The sequence below is a fragment of the Faecalibacterium sp. IP-3-29 genome (genome assembly GCF_023347335.1).
GTDB classification, from domain to species: Bacteria; Bacillota; Clostridia; order Oscillospirales; family Ruminococcaceae; genus Faecalibacterium; species Faecalibacterium duncaniae.
On sequence record NZ_CP094471.1, the window covers coordinates 642,714 to 659,113 of the forward strand.

A 16,400-nucleotide genomic window follows, 5' to 3' on the forward strand; every position below is an offset into this window, starting at 1 on the left:
TGCGGCTATAAACCGCATACCCTTTTACACTTTATCGCTTCCAGACCGCTGCGGCATTGGAACGTGACATCAGTTCTTCGACCGGGATTCCGGCTGGGCAGATGTCCTGGCACGCAAGAGATTTTCCGCAGCCTTCAAAATAAAGCTGACGATACGCATTTGCGAGTTCTGTCTGATGGGCAATATCCTGTTCTTCGTTCAGAATACGGTAAGCGTTGACGGGCAGAACAGCTCCAGCAAATTCACTGTTCGGGTCAAAGTTCGGGCAGACCTCCAAGCAGCAGCCACAGAGCAGACACTTAGCAGATCGATACCGCTGGCTGTGCGTATAGCTGGTCTGGAACGCATCTCCTTCCAGCCACAGCTTTGTCCGCTTCAGTGCTTCAAAGATCACGGAACGGTCTACGACCAGATCTTTCACCAGTGGGAATTTGCTCAAAGGCTCCAGAGTAACAACGCTTCCCTTACAGTCCCGCAGAAAAACGGAACAGGCAAGACGAGGCAGACCATTGATCCGCATGGCACAGGCACCGCACTTGCGTATCATGCAGCCGCATTCCCACGCAATGGGGGAAACGACCGTTCCGCTCTTTTCGCACAGAGGGCTGCGGTGATTCAGCTCGTTCAACACCGAAGCAATCGAGGTGTCCGCACTTCCCTCAAAGGAAAACTCCTGCCAGCAGGGTGAAGCCTGCGGGTTTTCCTGCCGTTTGATTCGGATGGTGTAGTTCATAAATCATGCCGCCTTTCGGGGATGGATTCAAAGCTGATGGCGATATGCTGCCCGTTCCAGTGTGCCACGGTGGTTTTGCAGTAAACGGCATCGTTGCGTTGGGGATAATCTGCCCGCCAGTGCGCACCCCGGCTTTCTTTTCGGGCGAGGGCACTTTCCAGCATGGCACAGCCCAGAAGCGGAAGGGTGCCAGACAGTTTGCGGATTTCCTGAATGCCCGCTTCCAATGTCTGTGCATCCCGCACGACACCGAGTGCGTTCAGCAGGATACGATTCATCTGCATTTGAGCGTCCGGGGAAAGTTCGGGCAGAAGGGATTCTTCGGCACAGGGCATATTGGGGGAACTGACTGTTTCCCGGCAGGCAGTTTCCGCAGCAATCTGTCCTCCATAGATCGCACCCAGAAGAGAATTTCCACCCAGACGGTTTGCGCCATGGTACTGAGCGCAGCATTCACCGGCAGCGTACAGATTCCGCATCGAAGTGCGGTGCCGCTCGTCCACCTGAATGCCTCCCATAAAGTAGTGGATACCCGGCAAAATCGGAATGGGTTCTTTGCGAATATCTTTGTGCAGATAGGTCTGACAATCATCCACCAGTCCGGCAAGTTTATGCTCCATGACTTCTTTAGGAAGCTCTGTCATATCAAGGAACACCTCATAGTCACGGCTGACCGTCCAGACTTCCCGCGCGGTGATGTCACGCGGCATCAGGTTGCCGAGTTCCGGATATTTTTCTTCCATGAAATACCACGGCTTCCCGTTCCGTAATGCAAACAGCCGCCCGCCCTCACCACGGGCGGCCTCACTCAGAAGCATCCGTTTTTCGCCCAGTTCGACCGTGGTAGGGTGGTACTGGATCATTTCAAGATTTGCCATCGGAACGCCCAGACGGAACAGTTCTGCGGTGACTTCTCCGGTATTGGCAAGAGAGCCGGTCGTATCACCGAATAAGCCATGCAGCCCGCCTGTGGCAATCAGGACGGCATCGCATACAAACCGCAGCAGTTCGCCAGTATAGGTGTCCTGCACTGTGCAGCCACCGCAGATGTTCCCGGAAAGCAGCAGGGTGCGGAACTTATGGTGTGGAAAGCGTTCGACCGTTCCTGCGCTTTCTTCCCGGCGCACAGCATCAATCAGAGCGGTCATTAGCTGCTTTCCCGTATCGCTTTGTGCAAAGGCCGTCCGCTTTTTCTTCTGTCCGCCAAAATTCCGCAGGTCGAGTTCATCGTCATCTGTCACGTTGAATTGTACTCCCAGATGGTGCAGGCTGCGCACCAGTTCGGACGCAGCCTGCGTCATCCCCCAGACTGCATTCGGGTCAGCAAGTCCGCAGGCAGCGGTCAGGGTATCTGTATAATGCTGTTCCGGGCTATCCTCCTCTCCCTTGGTATTCAAGGCTGCATTGATTCCGCCCTCTGCCATAACAGACTGCGCCCGCTCGGAGGCAAGGGAGGACACCAGCTTTACCGTCCAGCCGTTTTTCACAGCAGTCAAAGCAGCGGAAAGCCCTGCCAGCCCTGCACCCACGATCACCAAAGTGTGTTTCATACATTGTTCCACCCGATATAATATAGAATGATCGAACCGGCAGCAAACAGCACCAGTATAGAAAGAATCAGATAGAGGTCGCCGCGCTGCTCCTTATCCCGGACGATGCCCAGCGATACCAGAAGGGGTCGGAGATTGAGCAGAAGATGCACAAATACCGAAGCAACCAGTAAAAGCTGCGTCAGCAGCCGGACCGTTGTGAACGGAAACAGAATGTATACGCCGTCCTGCACTCTGCCGAACACGCCAATATGGAAAAAGAGCATGAGCAAAATAGCAAGCCCACTGGTGCGCCTTGCCCAGAACAGAGCATTCTGCTTTCCGTAGAGTTTTCCGCCGGACCGGGAAGCCCGGAATGTCTGTGCGGTCAGCAAAAGCCCAAGGACGGTGTGCGCCGCCAGAATGCCAACGCCGATCCATGCCAGAAACTTTCCTGCCCCGGAACTGATGCCCAGCAACATAAAACTGCCCATCAGCCCATGAAGCAGACAGATGAAAAGTAGCAGAACGGAGAGAATGGTGTTCAGTTTTCGCATGAGGGGTCCTCCATTTCTTCTGCGGAGAGCAGAAGGATGTCTGCATCCGGCAATGCTGTTGCATCAAGCGTATTTTCCGAAACCAGCAGCAGTTGATACCGCCCATTGATTGCACGGGAACGCAGCATGGTTTCGCTGTACTGCTTCAACGTGACATCTGCTCCGGCAGCAGTCAGGCGTTCACAAAGAGCCGTTGCATAGCAAAGCAAGGGATAGTCTGTTTCGCAGACCGAAAGCGTCATGTGCGGCAGTCCGGCATCGGAAAGGACTTCTGTCTCACCGGAAACAAATGCTTTCAGATCATTCCGGAAATCCGCATCGGAAAACGGTTCCAGCGCAGGGTTGATGCAGAACAGATAGTTGCCCTCCAGCGGTGCGGCCATCTGTGCGGCACGTTTCGCTTTCGGGGTCGCACCGGTCAGCCCATCCAGAATAGAGGGCGGCGAGTGCATAAATACGCCAAACGCGGCAAGAAATCCCAATGTCAGAACCAGAGTGATGAATTTTCCTTTCACAGGCAGACCTCTTTTATTTATTGCATGGTTGTTCAAATGAAAAATCTTCTGCGCAAAATACGGCAGTTGAGTAAACGCTCAACTATATTGTATGCGAAATAAGGAGGCTGTCAAGGTCTGTTAGACGACAAATCGCAGGAAGCAGATGCTAACTTTTCCTCTTGACAACGTAGGAAGAGCAGATATAATATGATTGAACGGTTGTTCAACTACAAAACAAGGAGAACGTCTGATGTCAAATTCTTTATACACCTGTAATTGCGATGTGATCCATGAGGACATCGTGAACGATGTAAAAGGCAAAATGCAGCCGAAAGACGACTACATCCAGCTTGCATCGCTTTTCAAGCTGTTCGGAGATGGCACAAGAGTGCAGATCCTTCATGCTCTGGAACAGAGCGAGATGTGTGTATGCGACCTTGCGGTTCTGCTGGGCGTCACCAAATCGGCGATCTCTCACCAGCTGAAAGCACTCCGGCTTGCCGGACTGGTCAAATTCCGCAGAGAGGCCCAGATCGTGTATTATTCGCTGGCGGATGATCATGTAAAGGAGATCATCGACAAGGGATTTGAGCATTTAAGAGGATGATCGCGCAAGCGATTATCTTTTTGTCTTTTAAGTTGAGCGATTGAACAATTAAGAAAACGTAGTGGAGGTCAAAATGAAAAGAGTATTCATCCTGAAAGGTCTGGATTGCCCGAATTGTTCCGCCAAGATAGAAAAAGAGGTCGGAGCATTGCCGGGAGTGGAATCCTCGGTTGTGAATTTAATGCAGCAGACACTGACCGTTCAGTCAGAAAAGTCTGCGGATGCAACACTGGCGGAACAGGTCGAAACGATCGTTCACAGCCATGAACCGGATGTTGAGGTGTCGGAAAAGACCGAACCGGCGGTGACGAAGGTCTATCTCCTGAAAGGTCTGGATTGTCCGAACTGCTCAGCAAAAATCGAGAAAGAAGTCGGTGAGCTGGGTGGCGTGGCTTCTTCGACCGTGAATCTGATGAACCAGACATTGACTGTTCAGGCAGGAACATCGGTGGCTACCTCCCTGCTGGACACCGTTACCACGATCGTCCACAGCCACGAGCCAGATGTTGAAGTGTCGGAAAAGACCGAACCTGCGGTGACGAAAGTCTATCTCCTGAAAGGTCTGGACTGCCCGAACTGCTCAGCAAAGATCGAGAAAGAAGTCGGTGAGCTGGGTGGCGTGGCTTCTTCGACCGTGAATCTGATGAACCAGACATTGACTGTTCAGGCAGGAACATCGGTGGCTACCTCCCTGCTGGACACCGTTACCACGATCGTCCACAGCCACGAGCCAGATGTTGAAGTGTCGGAAAAGACCGAACCTGCGGTGACGAAAGTCTATCTCCTGAAAGGTTTGGACTGCCCGAACTGCTCAGCAAAGATCGAGAAAGAAGTCGGTGAGCTGGATGGCGTGACTTCTTCGACCGTGAATCTGATGAACCAGACGCTGACTGTTCAGGCTGGAACATCGGTAGCTGCTTCCTTACTGGATACCGTTACCACGATCGTACACAGCCATGAGCCGGATGTTGAAGTGTCGGAAAAGCAGCTGGAAGCGACTGCACCTGTCAAAAAGGATGAAAAAGCGGCGGTCTATAACGATGAGGATAAGAAGCGCACGATACGGCTTGCCGTGGGTGCTGTGGTCTATGCAATCGGTATGGCATTGACTGTATTCGCAAAGCTGCCGACTCTGGCGGAACTGGCGTTTCTGATTGTGGCGTATGTGATTCTTGGCTGGGATGTCGTATGGCAGGCAGTGAAAAATATCACCAGAGGACAGGTGTTTGACGAGCATTTCCTGATGAGTGTTTCCACGATCGGCGCATTTGCCATCGGGGAATACCCGGAAGCTGTTGCAGTTATGCTGTTCTATCAGGTCGGAGAGTTCTTCCAGTCGCTGGCGGTAAAGCGTTCCAGAAAGTCCATCTCTGACCTTATGGACATCCGTCCGGATTCGGCGACCGTTAAGCGGAATGGCGTATTGCAGGTCGTTTCTCCGGAAAGCGTTGCGGTGGGCGAGATCATCGTGGTAAAACCCGGTGAAAAAATCCCGCTGGATGGCATCGTTGTGGATGGCGAATCCATGCTGGACACCAAGGCACTGACCGGCGAATCTGTGCCGAGAAGCATCCGCAAAGGCGATGAAGCCCTGTCCGGCTGCATCAACCAGAGCGGTTTGCTGACGCTGAAAGTCACAAAGAGCTTCGGGGAATCCACGGTATCGAAGATCACTGACCTTGTGGAGAATGCTTCTGCAAGAAAAGCTCCCACCGAGAACTTCATCACGACCTTTGCACGATACTATACGCCGGTCGTTGTTGGAATGGCGGCTGTGTTGGCGATCATTCCGCCGCTCGTCCTTGGCGGCGGCTGGTCTGAGTGGTTGCGCAGAGGTTTTGTGTTCCTGATCGTTTCCTGCCCGTGTGCATTGGTCATTTCTATTCCCCTGACCTTCTTCGGCGGTATTGGTGCCGCATCCAAGCGCGGTGTGCTGGTAAAGGGCAGCAACTATCTGGAAGCACTGAACAAAGTGAGCGTGGTGGTCTTTGATAAGACCGGCACCTTAACAAAGGGTGTTTTTGAGGTCGCAAATATCATTCCGGCAGCCGGATACCAGAAAGAGCAGGTATTGGAGTATGCTGCACAGGCAGAGAGTTATTCCAACCACCCGATCGCAAAGTCGATTCTTGCGACTTATGGAAAGCCAATCGACCAGAAGCAGTTCTCTGGCTTTGAGGAAATCTCAGGACACGGCATCAGCGTTATGGTGCAGGGAAAGAAGGTACTGGCTGGCAACAGTAAGCTGATGGAATCTGAAAAGATTGCCTATGCCGCTTGCGATGCAGCCGGAACAAAGTTCTATGTAGCAGCGGATGGTAGCTATGTAGGCTGTATCCTGATCGCAGATGAAGTGAAGCCGGACAGCAAGTGCGCAATCGCAGAGCTGAAAAAGATCGGCGTGGAAAAAACTGTTATGCTTACCGGCGATGATGAGCGAATCGGCAAGTCGGTGGCAGACGAACTTGGTCTGGATGCGTATTATGCACAGCTCTTGCCCGACCAGAAGGTCGAAAAGCTGGAAATGCTGGATAAGCAGAAACGGCAGGGCAGCAAACTCGCCTTCGTGGGCGATGGCATCAACGATGCCCCTGTTCTTGCCCGTGCAGATGTCGGCATTGCCATGGGAGGTCTTGGCTCGGATGCCGCGATTGAAGCTGCGGATGTTGTTCTGATGACAGATGAACCATCGAAACTTGTAGAAGCCATTGATGTTGCAAAGGCTACGAAACGGATTGTGATGCAGAACATCGTGATTGCTCTTGGCATCAAGAGCGTGTTCCTTGTTCTGGGCGCACTCGGCATGGCCGGTATGTGGGAAGCCGTGTTCGGTGATGTGGGTGTCACGATCATCGCTGTTCTGAACGCAATGCGGATTCTGAAGAAATAAGCACAAACAAAAACAGGGTGCGCCCACCCGGACGCACCCTGCAAAAATCCACACACGATAAGTAAGGCAGGGAGTTCCCCAGAGCAGAGTTCCCATAAAACAGTATTTGCAAAAGTTCCCTAAATGGGGAAGATTTGGCGTGACTTCGGTCACGCCTTTTCTTTTGCTTCCAGTTCATCCAGAGGGATGTACCCCAGCCCGTCGTACTTGATATGGATGTGCTGCACCCGCTTTCCGCTGGACTTATCCGGGGCATCTACATAGATAGCCGACACCAGTTCACGGAGAGCATAGGGAGTGAGTTCTTCAATATGAACGTACTTGTGCGCTTTCTGGACGAATTTTTCAATATTCTCGATTTGATGTTCCTGTACTTCGATTTCCTGTTGGATAGAGAGGGATTCCTCTTCCAGCTGCTTCTGTTCGGCATCGTAGCTCTGGCTCATCATGTCGAAGCGGTCATCGCTCAGCTTTCCATTGGCGTTGTCCTCGTAGATTTTCATGAACAGCCGTTTGAGGTCTACAATCCGCTTCTCATTCCGGGCAAGCTGCTTCTTCAGGACGGTCAGCTTTTCGCTGCTTTCCACACGAAGCTGCTCCTCCATGACCTTGCGGAAGTAGTTTTCATGACGGAGAATGTAGTCCGTCACCCGCTGAACATGACTCAGCACACGTCCTTCCAGAACCTTTACCCGGATGAAATGTCCCTTGCACTTGCTCCCGTTCTTCTTGTGCAGAGAGCAATCAAAGAAGTCTTGACTGAAGTCCCTGTTATTGGACGAACCATATTGCATCTTGGAACCGCAGTCAGCGCAGTAGACCATACCGGAGAAAATGCTGCTCTTGCCTGTTCGGGTCATACGGTGACGCTGGCTGCGAATCTCCTGAACCTTTTCAAACACATCATCGTCAATAATGCGCTCATGTGTATCCGGGAAGATAGCCTGATTTTCCACAGGATTCAGATGTCTCTTTTTATCCCAGATAGAGTTAGTATAGGTCTTGAAGTTGACTGTGCAGCCAGTGTACTCCCGGCGTTCCAGAATCAAACTTACTGCTCTTTTATCCCAGCGATAAGGGTCTTCCGGGGCAGGTGCGTTTGTGCTCCGGCCATGGCTCAACTTGTAGGCGGTAGGAGTCAGAACTTTATCTGCCCACAGTTGGTTCGCAATTTGGGTCGGCCCACGTCCCTCCATGCACATGGAGAAGATGCGCTTCACAATCGCAGCCGCTTCCGGGTCAACAAGCCAATGCTTCGGGTTCTCCGGGTCTTTTACATAGCCGTACGGAACATTAACCGTCAGCGGTACTCCACGCTCTCCCTTGGCCTTCTGAACGGCCCGAATCTTGCGGCTGGTATCGCGGGCGTAAAACTCGTTGAACCAGTTCTTAATGCCCGCAAAATCGTTGTTTACGCTGTTCGGGTCAATGGTGTCGTAGTTGTCGTTAATGGCGATGTAGCGAACGCCATACTGGGGAAAGGTGAAGTTGGTGTACAGACCAGTCAAGGCAGAATTGCGCCCCAGTCGGGACAAATCCTTCGTGATAACGATTCCTACACGCCCTGCTTCGATCTCGACCAGCATACTCTGAAAGCCGGGACGGTCATAGTTCGTGCCGGAGTAGCCATCATCCACAAAGAACACCGGGTTCGGGAAGTGGTTCTTTTTGGCGTATTCCAGAAGGATGACCTTCTGGTTCTCAATGGACAGGCTTTCGCCGAGCCGTGCGTCCTCTTGCGACAGTCGGCAGTAAAGTGCGGTGATTTTATTCGTTGCTCCAGACATTGTTGTGTCCTCCTTATTCTGTGGAGCAACTGTCAGTACAGGATTGGTTACCGGATCAAGTATAGCAGAATTGGACGCAGTTGTCATTCGTCTGCACCCTCATCTTCAAATTTTTGCTGGGCGTTCTTGGCAACAATGCGCTCCAGTTTCTTCAAAAAGGATTCCTTGCCCTCATAGCTGCCGGTCACGGTGTAGGTGGTGTGACCGACTTTCTCCGTGGTGGTCAGTTCAGGAATCCAGAATGCAGACAGGTTCTTGACATGGAGATTGCCGTTCTCATCTACATAGGAGCCGTGCTTCTTCTGCTCTTCGGTCAAGGGCTGCCGCTTGAAATAGATTTCGTTTTCGGAGATGCTCACGGTTTCGCTGGCTTGCTCCTTCGGGGCATCGTCATACAGCTGGGCAAAAAATGCCAGTGCATCTTCGGGTGAGTCTTCCTCCATGAGCTGCTCGAAAACTCGCTGTTCCTCTGCCGAGAGGTTATTCCATGCGGCTTCCAACTCCTGCTCGTTGGCTGCGTTGACGAAGGCTTCGATCTCTTTTTTCATGGTGCATCCTCCTTTGGCTGCGAAAAGCGGATTTTCAAAAAGTATGGGTTTTCGTGAGAGCAAGAATCGTCCCGTGGCCACAAATTTTCAATTCTTGAAAATTCTTGCCCTTTTGGGACAGCTTCTTGTTGGGGCGTGCCTGCCCCAAACCCTGCTTAGGAGTGAGTGCGATATACTAGGAATTTATTTATTGCTTGCATCGGTTTTGTCGTTTCCCTTTTTCTTACGAGACAAACCTAAACAAAGATGCGTCGAGCCAAGGCAAAGAAATGATGAACCAAGACACAACCATACAACAGCCATAGAATTATCATTTCCACTTATGAAGCTAATAAGTGAAGCCATATATAACAGAGCAGAAGCTGCATAGAATAAGATAGATTTCTTGGTTTCTTTTTTCATAAATAATCGCCTCCACAAATCGATTTGTTGAGTCAATTATACCACGTTCTTTATCGAAATTACACCCTCTACATGGGAGAACTTGGCCGATTTACTGCGTACGTGCGTACCCATCTTCCGTATACACGTATGCGGCGATTTGCCCGAAACGCACTCTATACAGCCGTTCCCCCTCGGAGAGCCCACTACACTTTGCAGACCACAGGGATGAAAGTGTCATAGTGGGTTATTACACTTCCGCAGAAGTGCCTTCTCCTCGCCGCAGACAGCCGGGTGTGCCTTTTGTGAGAGCTTTCTGTGCGGCGAATCTACATCGCCCACAGGCGATGTAAGCAGGGATTCCAAAGGGGCGCAGCACCCTTGGCACACGACTTTGGTACAAAGTCTAGTGTGTTACACCTTTCCAGAGGTGTATACGTTCCTGAAATGCAAAAAGCCCCATACCCAACACCTTAACGGTGCGGACATGGGACTTGATGCTTCCTCGGCCTAGCCGGGTACTCCGTAACCAATCCTGACAGGCAGTTGCCGTGTCATTTTTCGAAAACTGTTTTACGGATACCCAGCAAGCGGGAACTTCCTGTTTTTCTTTGCCAGAGATATGAGCCTGTTCCGCCTGCCACGCGGCAAACTCCCGCTGACCTTCCTCACTGTTCCAGCAGGCAAGGATGGCCGGGTAGAATGCCCGTGCCAGACGTTCGATGGCTTCATCGGGATAGGGGGAAGTGTTTGTGGACTTTTTCTTTTTGTTCAAACGCACGCTCCTTTGATCGTCCCACCGTGGCAAAGCCGGGCGAGAAAATCAAAGTTCCAATTTCATATCAGGCGCAAGGGCGCGGATAGTTTCCGCCCTGCACTTGCGGCTGGTGGCTCGTTGATGGCTTACAAGTGCCTGTCGTTATGCCGTTTTAGAGGATTCACCGCTGGATTCTGCAAGAACTTCGTCCAGCGTTTTCAAAAATTCAAGGTGAGGTTTCAAGGCAAAGCGAAGAACTTTGACCTGTTCCGGATGCGTAAGAAGTTTCGGGTTCAAGTCGAACGTAACTTCCCAACTCTTTCGCATGAGAGATTCAGCATTGTGGAGCCGATAGTACAGTTCGAGAAACTTTTGGGGAACATCATAGTTTTCATCAATGGTGTTGCTGGCGGCTTTTTCTGCCTGCTTCACCGTTACTTTGTTGGGCTTGACTTTCTTCGGCTTCGGCACATAATTCTTGATTTCTTTAAAGATTTCAGCCTGCTCTTCGGGCTTGGCCTTGCCGAGATTTTCGAGAAGATAATCGGGAATGTGCAGTTCCTCGCGGAAGAACCGATCACGGAAACCGGGAGACAGTTCATCCGCAATGTCAACGCCGTGGGCATAGTATTCTGCCCGGCGGACTGAACTTGCGCTGCTGTGATTTTCCTGTGCAATGCGCTCACAGGTTTTCATGGGCTTCTGGTTGTGTTCAGATTGAACACTGCCAGATTTCTTTGCAGTATGCTGATTGCCGCGAAATGCTTCGGTGCGCTTTTCAGAGGAATACTGCTTACCCATAAGGAACTTCTTCTGCTCCGGCGTGAGATTACGCCGCCCCAGCTGATTCTTGCAGATCCATGCGAGGACTTCTTCTCTGCTTTCAAACGGGAGCGGCATGGTGGAGAAAGAGATTTCGGGATGCTCCTGAACGATTTCATAACGATTGTGGCCGTCAACAAGGGTATTACCCCAGACAATCAAAGGAGAAATCAGCTTGCCCTCTTTCAGGATATTTTCTTCAAGCTGCTTAAATTCATCATCGGTCAGAGGGGGAATCTGGGACTGGAACTCCGGATCGATTTTCAGATTGATCATACGCACACTCCTTTATCTCTCCTGCTGCGTCTGTTCTTCCTCCCGGAAAAAGGACGCAACATTCTGCTTTGCGGTTTTCAGCTTGAACAGTTCTTCCTTGGCTTCCTTGTACTGTTCGTAGAACTTTGCCTTTTCGGATGCCAGCTGCGCATACTCGGCTTCCAGCCTTTTCGGGCTGGCCAGCTTTGTGATGTTGTTTGCCTTGAGATAGGCTGCTGCCGTCCGGTATGCTGTCAGTTCTGCACGGTGCTGTTCTTCAAAGGCTGCGGGTCGTTTTGCGGCTTTTAACTGTTGTGCGATGTTCTTGGTGCTGGTGTAGGCTGCGATGTGATAGCGCAGCTCATTGTTGGCTTTCATGCGACCTTCGAGGTCTTTCACCACGGCCAGTGCATCGTGATACTTGGTTTCCAGTTCAGCGATGCGCTGGTTCAGAGCGTCCTCGTCGGTCAAGCCCTTTTCCTGCAGAAGCTTCACGGTCTGTGCCATAACTTTGAGATTGTGTTTCGTGAGCCAACGCTTATAGCCAATGCCTTTGCCCTCGGTCATCCTCGACTGGATGTCGATCAGTTTCCCGATGGTATCCTGCTTGGACTGTACCTTGGGTTTGCGTTCGGCGTTTGCCTGCAATGTGGCAAGCACTGCCGTCTTATCGAACTTGTCCCCGAGATGTTTCGCGCGGATGAACTTCGTTCTGCCAGCGGGCAGATAGCTCAGACACCCACGGCTTTCCTTGACGGCAATACCATACTGCTGCATGAGCCTGTCAGAAAAATCCTCAAAACTCGTTGTGCGGTACAACACCGAAGAAATCTGTTTCCGCAAAGTGTCCTTCACGGTTTCAAACTTCTTCTGCTGGGGCGGCTGTCCAGCTGCGGTGAGGGCTGCGTTCTCACGGTCAAGTTTCAACTGACCACGCCTACGCGCCCAATACTCAGCTTCGCTCACGCGCTCTTTCGAGCCGTTGAGCAGGTCGATCTGGTACAGTCCGGCACCCTCGCACAGTTCCATGACCTCAACACGCAAGTGCCGCATGGTCTGGGCTGTGCTGGAGTGCTTCATACCCTCACGCCAGTCACGGGGCTTTTGCATATAGGGCTTACGTTCCACCTCTCGTGTACGGATACTGCCGATCACAATGTGGACGTGGATGTTTCCCGAATGGTTATGCCCATCCGGGTGAGTGCAGACGATGGCGGGGTGACCGGAGAAGTTTTCTTCGCAGAATTTCAGGCCAAGTGCCTGTGCTTTTTCCATGGTCAAGCCGTTGTCGGCTGCATCTCTGGGGTCGAAGCTGATGATATACTGATGGCTCTTAATATCATCGCGTTGGGTGTTCTTGCCATACTTGCGGTTTGCCAGCAGACAGGCCGTTGCGAACGAGAAATCGCCGCACTCAAGGGTGTCGAGCAGGTACGAATCCCGCAGCTTCGGCTTGCCGTGCTCATCCAGAAGTTGCTTTCCGGTGAATGCGTCGTGCTGGTAAACGAGGTACGCTTCGATGGCGGTGTAGTCCGAATTCTTAGAGGCGATATGCTTGAGCGTTGCCATACAGTTCACCCAGAACTTTCTCGGCGCTGAGCCGGAATGCGGTCAGGTCTGCAAGTTCGTCAAGGAGTTTCGCCCGGATCTGCTCGGTGTCCGCACCGCCGGAATTGAAGTGCCTTGCAAGCTGGTTGAGATTGCTGCCCACCTTGCTGCACTGAGCAAGCAAAGTGGAAACAGCGGTCAGGGTTTCTTCGCCACCACCGGCAATGATGACCGTTTTCTCGATTTTGACGTTGCGGATGGCGCGGCGGATGAAGGTGGAGAGGGAGAGATTCAGGAGTTTGCAAGTGAGTTCCAGTGACGCTTTTTCCTCCGCTGTCACACGGAACTTGATGACGTGCGTTTTGTTGTTCGGCGTGTCGTGGTGCTGGGAATTGCTAGGAATCGGTTGAACATTCGTTTTGGTCATTGTACCTCCTGTCTGTTCGATAACTCCTCGGTGAAGTTATGTAAAGCACGACACGCCGTTCCATTCGTGCCGCTAGGCACGAATGATGAGCAGGGTTTGGGGCAGGCACGCCCCAACAAGATCACTTCGGAAATGCAGATGCATTGAAGAAGTGAAGTCCCGGTGGAGCACAACATTTTCAAGAATTGAAAATTTGTGGCCACGGGACGGTTCTTGCCCTCTACCGCTGCGCTCAAAACCGTTTCTGGGTAATTGTTTCCGAATTGTTAAGGCGCAAAAAATAAGTAGAGGTTGTGCTGCTCGTGTATGTTGATCGCCGTTTGCTCCGAACGAAGTTCCTGCCCCTGTTTGCGCAGCGGCGTTGACGGAAAGTCGGTATCACGTTCGGTCGGCTCATGAAATTTTCAAGGTGCAGCTCCCTAAAAGAAAAATACCGCCCACGCAGCATAGCGATGGATTTTGTCGGGTGAATCGGCGGCAAAATGAATCGGGTGTGTTGCGGGGCGGTAAATTCTTTCGTGGACTTTTCCTCACGGAAGTGGTGGGTCTCACGGTGATAACCAACCACTTTCTGTGGCTGTGTTCAAAATGAACACGACCACATCTTGTGGATGGTTTTGGGCCAATCCACAAAAGCAGTGGGATTTACAAGAAAAATACCACTGTATGTAGAATGCGTCAAGAGGTTTTGGAAAATTTATGGCAATAAAGTGGAGAGAGTAGGACTTATTTTATCGCGCAATCCCTGCCTTACGCCTGATTGATCTGGCTCAGGATGCCGTTCAGCTGCTCCTCGGTCAGGACGTGGAAATCAATCAGCGTGTTGAGCTGGATTCCCATCATCATGGACAGAGAAGAATCATCATCGTCCTTTTTTCCGGTGGCGCTGCCTGCGGCTGCGGCCATACGCTGCAGGATCGGTCCGATGATGGCAGCACCCACCGGGTGGGTCATGACCTGCTTCAGAGTGGAGGCTGCGGTAAAGTGTACCGGCAGCGGCTGCGCTGCCTGCCATTCCAGCAAGCCGGTCAGGCGCAGATCCCGGCTGGATGCACCAACGCAGATCTGGTAAGTGCCGCTTTCTGCATAGAAATCATGCAGTTCCGGCTCATAATAGGCAAGGCTGCGCTTGTCCAGTGTAAACTGCACCTCCTTGCTCTCACCGGGCTGCAGGGACACCTTGGCAAAACCTTTCAGTTCCCGGACCGGACGGTGACGCTCACCCTTGGGCGGTGCTACATAGAGCTGCACCGTTTCCTTGCCGGCGACTGCGCCGGTATTTTTTACCGTGACGGTGACCTGCACTTCTTCACCCTCACGGACGGTGCTGCGGCTCAGCCGGAGTACGCTGTATTCAAAGGTCGTGTAGGAAAGGCCATGACCGAAGGGGAACAGAACATCTGCTTCCGTGGTGTCGTAGTAGCGGTAGCCGACAAATACGCCCTCAGAGTAAACGCTGGTCTCCCGCTCGCCGGGGAAGGAAAGATAAGCCGGGGTGTCGCTCAGCCTCCGGGGGAAGGTCTCTGCCAGCTTGCCGCTGGGGTTGACAGCGCCGTACAACAGATTCACGGCGGCTTCTCCGGCACCGTCACCGGCAAGGTACAGTTCCAGAACAGCCGGGACATCGTTGACCCACGGCATTTCGATGGCAGAGCCGTTGTGCAGGACGACCACGGTATTCGGCTGTACCGCAGCGACTGCGGCGATCAGATGATTCTGATTTTCCGGCATGGCAAGGGTGGTGCGGTCGTAGCCTTCGCTCTCGTACCGCTCCGGGAGTCCGGCAAAGATCACGGCGACATCTGCGTCTACGGCAGCGGCCACCGCGGCCTGTTCCAGCGCAGGATCCACGGTATCCTCATCGGTGCGGTAGCCCTGTGCATAGGCCACACCGGGGGCGTGTTCCAGCGCACAGCTGACCTTCGCACTGTTGACATGGCTGCTGCCGCCGCCCTGATACCGGGGATGCTCCGCGAACTCGCCAAGGAACACCGCCTTGCAGCCCTTTGCCAGAGGAAGTGTGCCCTTTTCGTTCTTCAACAGCACAGCAGAGTTCTCCGCAACAGAAACTGCCATCCGGTAGTCTGCGTCCCGGTCAAATACGGCGTTCGTGCTCTCGGCTTCGGTCACGGAATCCACAAAGCGCAGCAGGTTGCGTACGGCAGTGTTCAGCTCTTCTTCCGAGAGAGTCCCAGCCTTGATGGCGGAAAGGATCGAGTTTGTGCCGCGGCCGCTTCCGCCGGGCATTTCCAGATCCTGCCCTGCGGCGATGCCCTTGGCACGGTCCTTCACTGCGCCCCAGTCGGTGACCACCATGCCCTCGTAGCCCCAGCGTTTGCGCAGGATGTCGGTCAACAACTCCTTGTTCTCCGAGCAGTGGGTGCCGTTGAGTTTGTTGTAGGCGGCCATCACGCCCAGCGGCTGTGCCTTTTTGACCACCGCTTCAAAGGCGGGAAGATAGATCTCGTGCAGGGTGCGCTCGTCCATCACGCTGTCACTGACCATGCGGTCGGTCTCCTGATTGTTGGCGGCAAAATGCTTGATGCAGCTGCCCACACCGTTGCTCTGGATGCCCTTGACCAGCGCCGCCCCCATCTCACCGCTGAGATAGGGGTCCTCGCTGAAATACTCAAAGTTGCGTCCGCATAGCGGGCTGCGCTTGATGTTCAGGCCGGGGCCAAGCAGCAGAGCCAGATTCTCGGCGCGGCACTCATTGCCCAGCGTGTTACCCAGCTTTTCTGCCAGAGCAGTGTCAAAGCTGGAAGCCACCGCCGCACTGGACGGGAAACAGACCGCCGGGATGCTTTCGTTGATGCCCAGATGGTCGCCCTGCTCGTCCTGTTTGCGCAGACCGCTGGGGCCGTCGCTCATCATCACGGCGGGCACACCGAGCCGCTCCACCGGCTGTGTATGCCAGAAATCCGAACCGGAGCAGAAGTCTGCTTTTTCCTCCGGTGTCATCTGCTGGAGGATCTTTTCAATGTCCATTCTGTAATGCCTTCCTTTCGTTTGAGGGCAGTCCGCAGCCCTCTGATTTTCTTGCCCAAAGTATAACAGGAAAA

14 protein-coding genes are annotated in these 16,400 nt (G+C 52.8%); 2 read left to right on the plus strand and 12 right to left on the minus strand.

Annotated elements, in window-relative coordinates; all coding sequences use genetic code 11:
• Positions 1-31: 31 nt before the first annotated feature.
• From MTP40_RS03005 to MTP40_RS03020, 4 genes are read right to left on the minus strand one after another with little or no spacing between them, the layout of a single operon-like run.
• Positions 32-733, minus strand: a complete 702-nt coding sequence (locus MTP40_RS03005; RefSeq protein WP_015536699.1) for a succinate dehydrogenase/fumarate reductase iron-sulfur subunit — start codon at positions 731-733, stop codon at positions 32-34.
• Entirely contained in the window at positions 730-2,283 is a 1,554-nt protein-coding gene (locus tag MTP40_RS03010; protein WP_005935834.1) for an FAD-binding protein, read from the minus strand. Before MTP40_RS03010 ends, MTP40_RS03005 begins: the two co-directional genes overlap by 4 nt.
• Positions 2,280-2,819 (minus strand): hypothetical protein, encoded by a 540-nt coding sequence (locus tag MTP40_RS03015; RefSeq protein WP_005935830.1) that lies wholly within the window; start codon positions 2,817-2,819, stop codon positions 2,280-2,282. The genes MTP40_RS03010 and MTP40_RS03015 overlap by 4 nt, the downstream gene beginning before the upstream one ends.
• Positions 2,807-3,334, minus strand: a complete 528-nt coding sequence (locus tag MTP40_RS03020) for a DUF6921 family protein (protein WP_005935827.1) — start codon at positions 3,332-3,334, stop codon at positions 2,807-2,809. The genes MTP40_RS03015 and MTP40_RS03020 overlap by 13 nt, the downstream gene beginning before the upstream one ends.
• Before the next feature lie 232 nt (positions 3,335-3,566).
• On the opposite strand from MTP40_RS03020, the gene MTP40_RS03025 reads away from it, so the two are divergent.
• Together MTP40_RS03025 and MTP40_RS03035 are read left to right on the plus strand one after the other, a co-directional pair.
• Positions 3,567-3,923 (plus strand): ArsR/SmtB family transcription factor, encoded by a 357-nt coding sequence (locus MTP40_RS03025; RefSeq protein WP_015536701.1) that lies wholly within the window; start codon positions 3,567-3,569, stop codon positions 3,921-3,923.
• Between the two features lie 73 nt (positions 3,924-3,996).
• The gene (locus MTP40_RS03035) at positions 3,997-6,813 is read left to right on the plus strand and encodes a heavy metal translocating P-type ATPase (RefSeq protein WP_330220928.1); all 2,817 of its coding nucleotides are present in this window, start codon (positions 3,997-3,999) and stop codon (positions 6,811-6,813) included.
• Positions 6,814-6,962: 149 nt separating this feature from the next.
• Here MTP40_RS03035 and MTP40_RS03040 read toward each other — a convergent pair whose 3' ends face one another.
• The 8 genes from MTP40_RS03040 to MTP40_RS03075 form a co-directional block, all read right to left on the minus strand.
• Positions 6,963-8,687 carry a recombinase family protein gene (locus tag MTP40_RS03040; protein WP_442900435.1) on the minus strand — a complete coding sequence of 575 codons (1,725 nt, stop codon included), beginning with the start codon at positions 8,685-8,687 and terminating at the stop codon, positions 6,963-6,965.
• Positions 8,684-9,148: a hypothetical protein gene (locus MTP40_RS03045; RefSeq protein ID WP_005924522.1), complete on the minus strand. Its 465-nt coding sequence runs from the start codon at positions 9,146-9,148 to the stop codon at positions 8,684-8,686. Before MTP40_RS03045 ends, MTP40_RS03040 begins: the two co-directional genes overlap by 4 nt.
• Before the next feature lie 183 nt (positions 9,149-9,331).
• Positions 9,332-9,550, minus strand: coding sequence for a hypothetical protein (locus MTP40_RS03050; protein WP_080545308.1), 219 nt, complete (start codon positions 9,548-9,550; stop codon positions 9,332-9,334).
• Positions 9,551-9,935: 385 nt separating this feature from the next.
• Positions 9,936-10,310 (minus strand): hypothetical protein, encoded by a 375-nt coding sequence (locus MTP40_RS03055; protein WP_223388488.1) that lies wholly within the window; start codon positions 10,308-10,310, stop codon positions 9,936-9,938.
• A gap of 138 nt (positions 10,311-10,448) precedes the next feature.
• A complete protein-coding gene (locus MTP40_RS03060) occupies positions 10,449-11,384 on the minus strand; it encodes a hypothetical protein (protein WP_249259796.1) in 936 nt (311 codons plus the stop codon).
• A gap of 12 nt (positions 11,385-11,396) precedes the next feature.
• Positions 11,397-12,932, minus strand: a complete 1,536-nt coding sequence (locus tag MTP40_RS03065; protein ID WP_249259797.1) for a relaxase/mobilization nuclease domain-containing protein — start codon at positions 12,930-12,932, stop codon at positions 11,397-11,399.
• Positions 12,904-13,338, minus strand: a complete 435-nt coding sequence (locus tag MTP40_RS03070) for a plasmid mobilization protein (protein ID WP_249259798.1) — start codon at positions 13,336-13,338, stop codon at positions 12,904-12,906. The genes MTP40_RS03065 and MTP40_RS03070 overlap by 29 nt, the downstream gene beginning before the upstream one ends.
• Positions 13,339-14,088: 750 nt before the next feature.
• A complete protein-coding gene (locus tag MTP40_RS03075; RefSeq protein ID WP_249259799.1) occupies positions 14,089-16,326 on the minus strand; it encodes a beta-glucosidase in 2,238 nt (745 codons plus the stop codon).
• Positions 16,327-16,400 lie beyond the last annotated feature (74 nt).

What these genes read in the sequence shown, in the direction of transcription:
- MTP40_RS03005 (WP_015536699.1), bottom strand. Translation starts at nt 733, where the DNA reads ATGAACTACACCATCCGAATCAAACGGCAGGAAAACCCGCAGGCTTCA.
- MTP40_RS03010 (WP_005935834.1), bottom strand. Translation starts at nt 2,283, where the DNA reads ATGAAACACACTTTGGTGATCGTGGGTGCAGGGCTGGCAGGGCTTTCC.
- MTP40_RS03015 (WP_005935830.1), bottom strand. Translation starts at nt 2,819, where the DNA reads ATGCGAAAACTGAACACCATTCTCTCCGTTCTGCTACTTTTCATCTGT.
- MTP40_RS03025 (WP_015536701.1), top strand. Translation starts at nt 3,567, where the DNA reads ATGTCAAATTCTTTATACACCTGTAATTGCGATGTGATCCATGAGGAC.
- MTP40_RS03035 (WP_330220928.1), top strand. Translation starts at nt 3,997, where the DNA reads ATGAAAAGAGTATTCATCCTGAAAGGTCTGGATTGCCCGAATTGTTCC.
- MTP40_RS03040 (WP_442900435.1), bottom strand. Translation starts at nt 8,687, where the DNA reads ATGACAACTGCGTCCAATTCTGCTATACTTGATCCGGTAACCAATCCT.
- MTP40_RS03045 (WP_005924522.1), bottom strand. Translation starts at nt 9,148, where the DNA reads ATGAAAAAAGAGATCGAAGCCTTCGTCAACGCAGCCAACGAGCAGGAG.
- MTP40_RS03050 (WP_080545308.1), bottom strand. Translation starts at nt 9,550, where the DNA reads ATGAAAAAAGAAACCAAGAAATCTATCTTATTCTATGCAGCTTCTGCT.
- MTP40_RS03060 (WP_249259796.1), bottom strand. Translation starts at nt 11,384, where the DNA reads ATGATCAATCTGAAAATCGATCCGGAGTTCCAGTCCCAGATTCCCCCT.
- MTP40_RS03065 (WP_249259797.1), bottom strand. Translation starts at nt 12,932, where the DNA reads ATGGCAACGCTCAAGCATATCGCCTCTAAGAATTCGGACTACACCGCC.
- MTP40_RS03070 (WP_249259798.1), bottom strand. Translation starts at nt 13,338, where the DNA reads ATGACCAAAACGAATGTTCAACCGATTCCTAGCAATTCCCAGCACCAC.
- MTP40_RS03075 (WP_249259799.1), bottom strand. Translation starts at nt 16,326, where the DNA reads ATGGACATTGAAAAGATCCTCCAGCAGATGACACCGGAGGAAAAAGCA.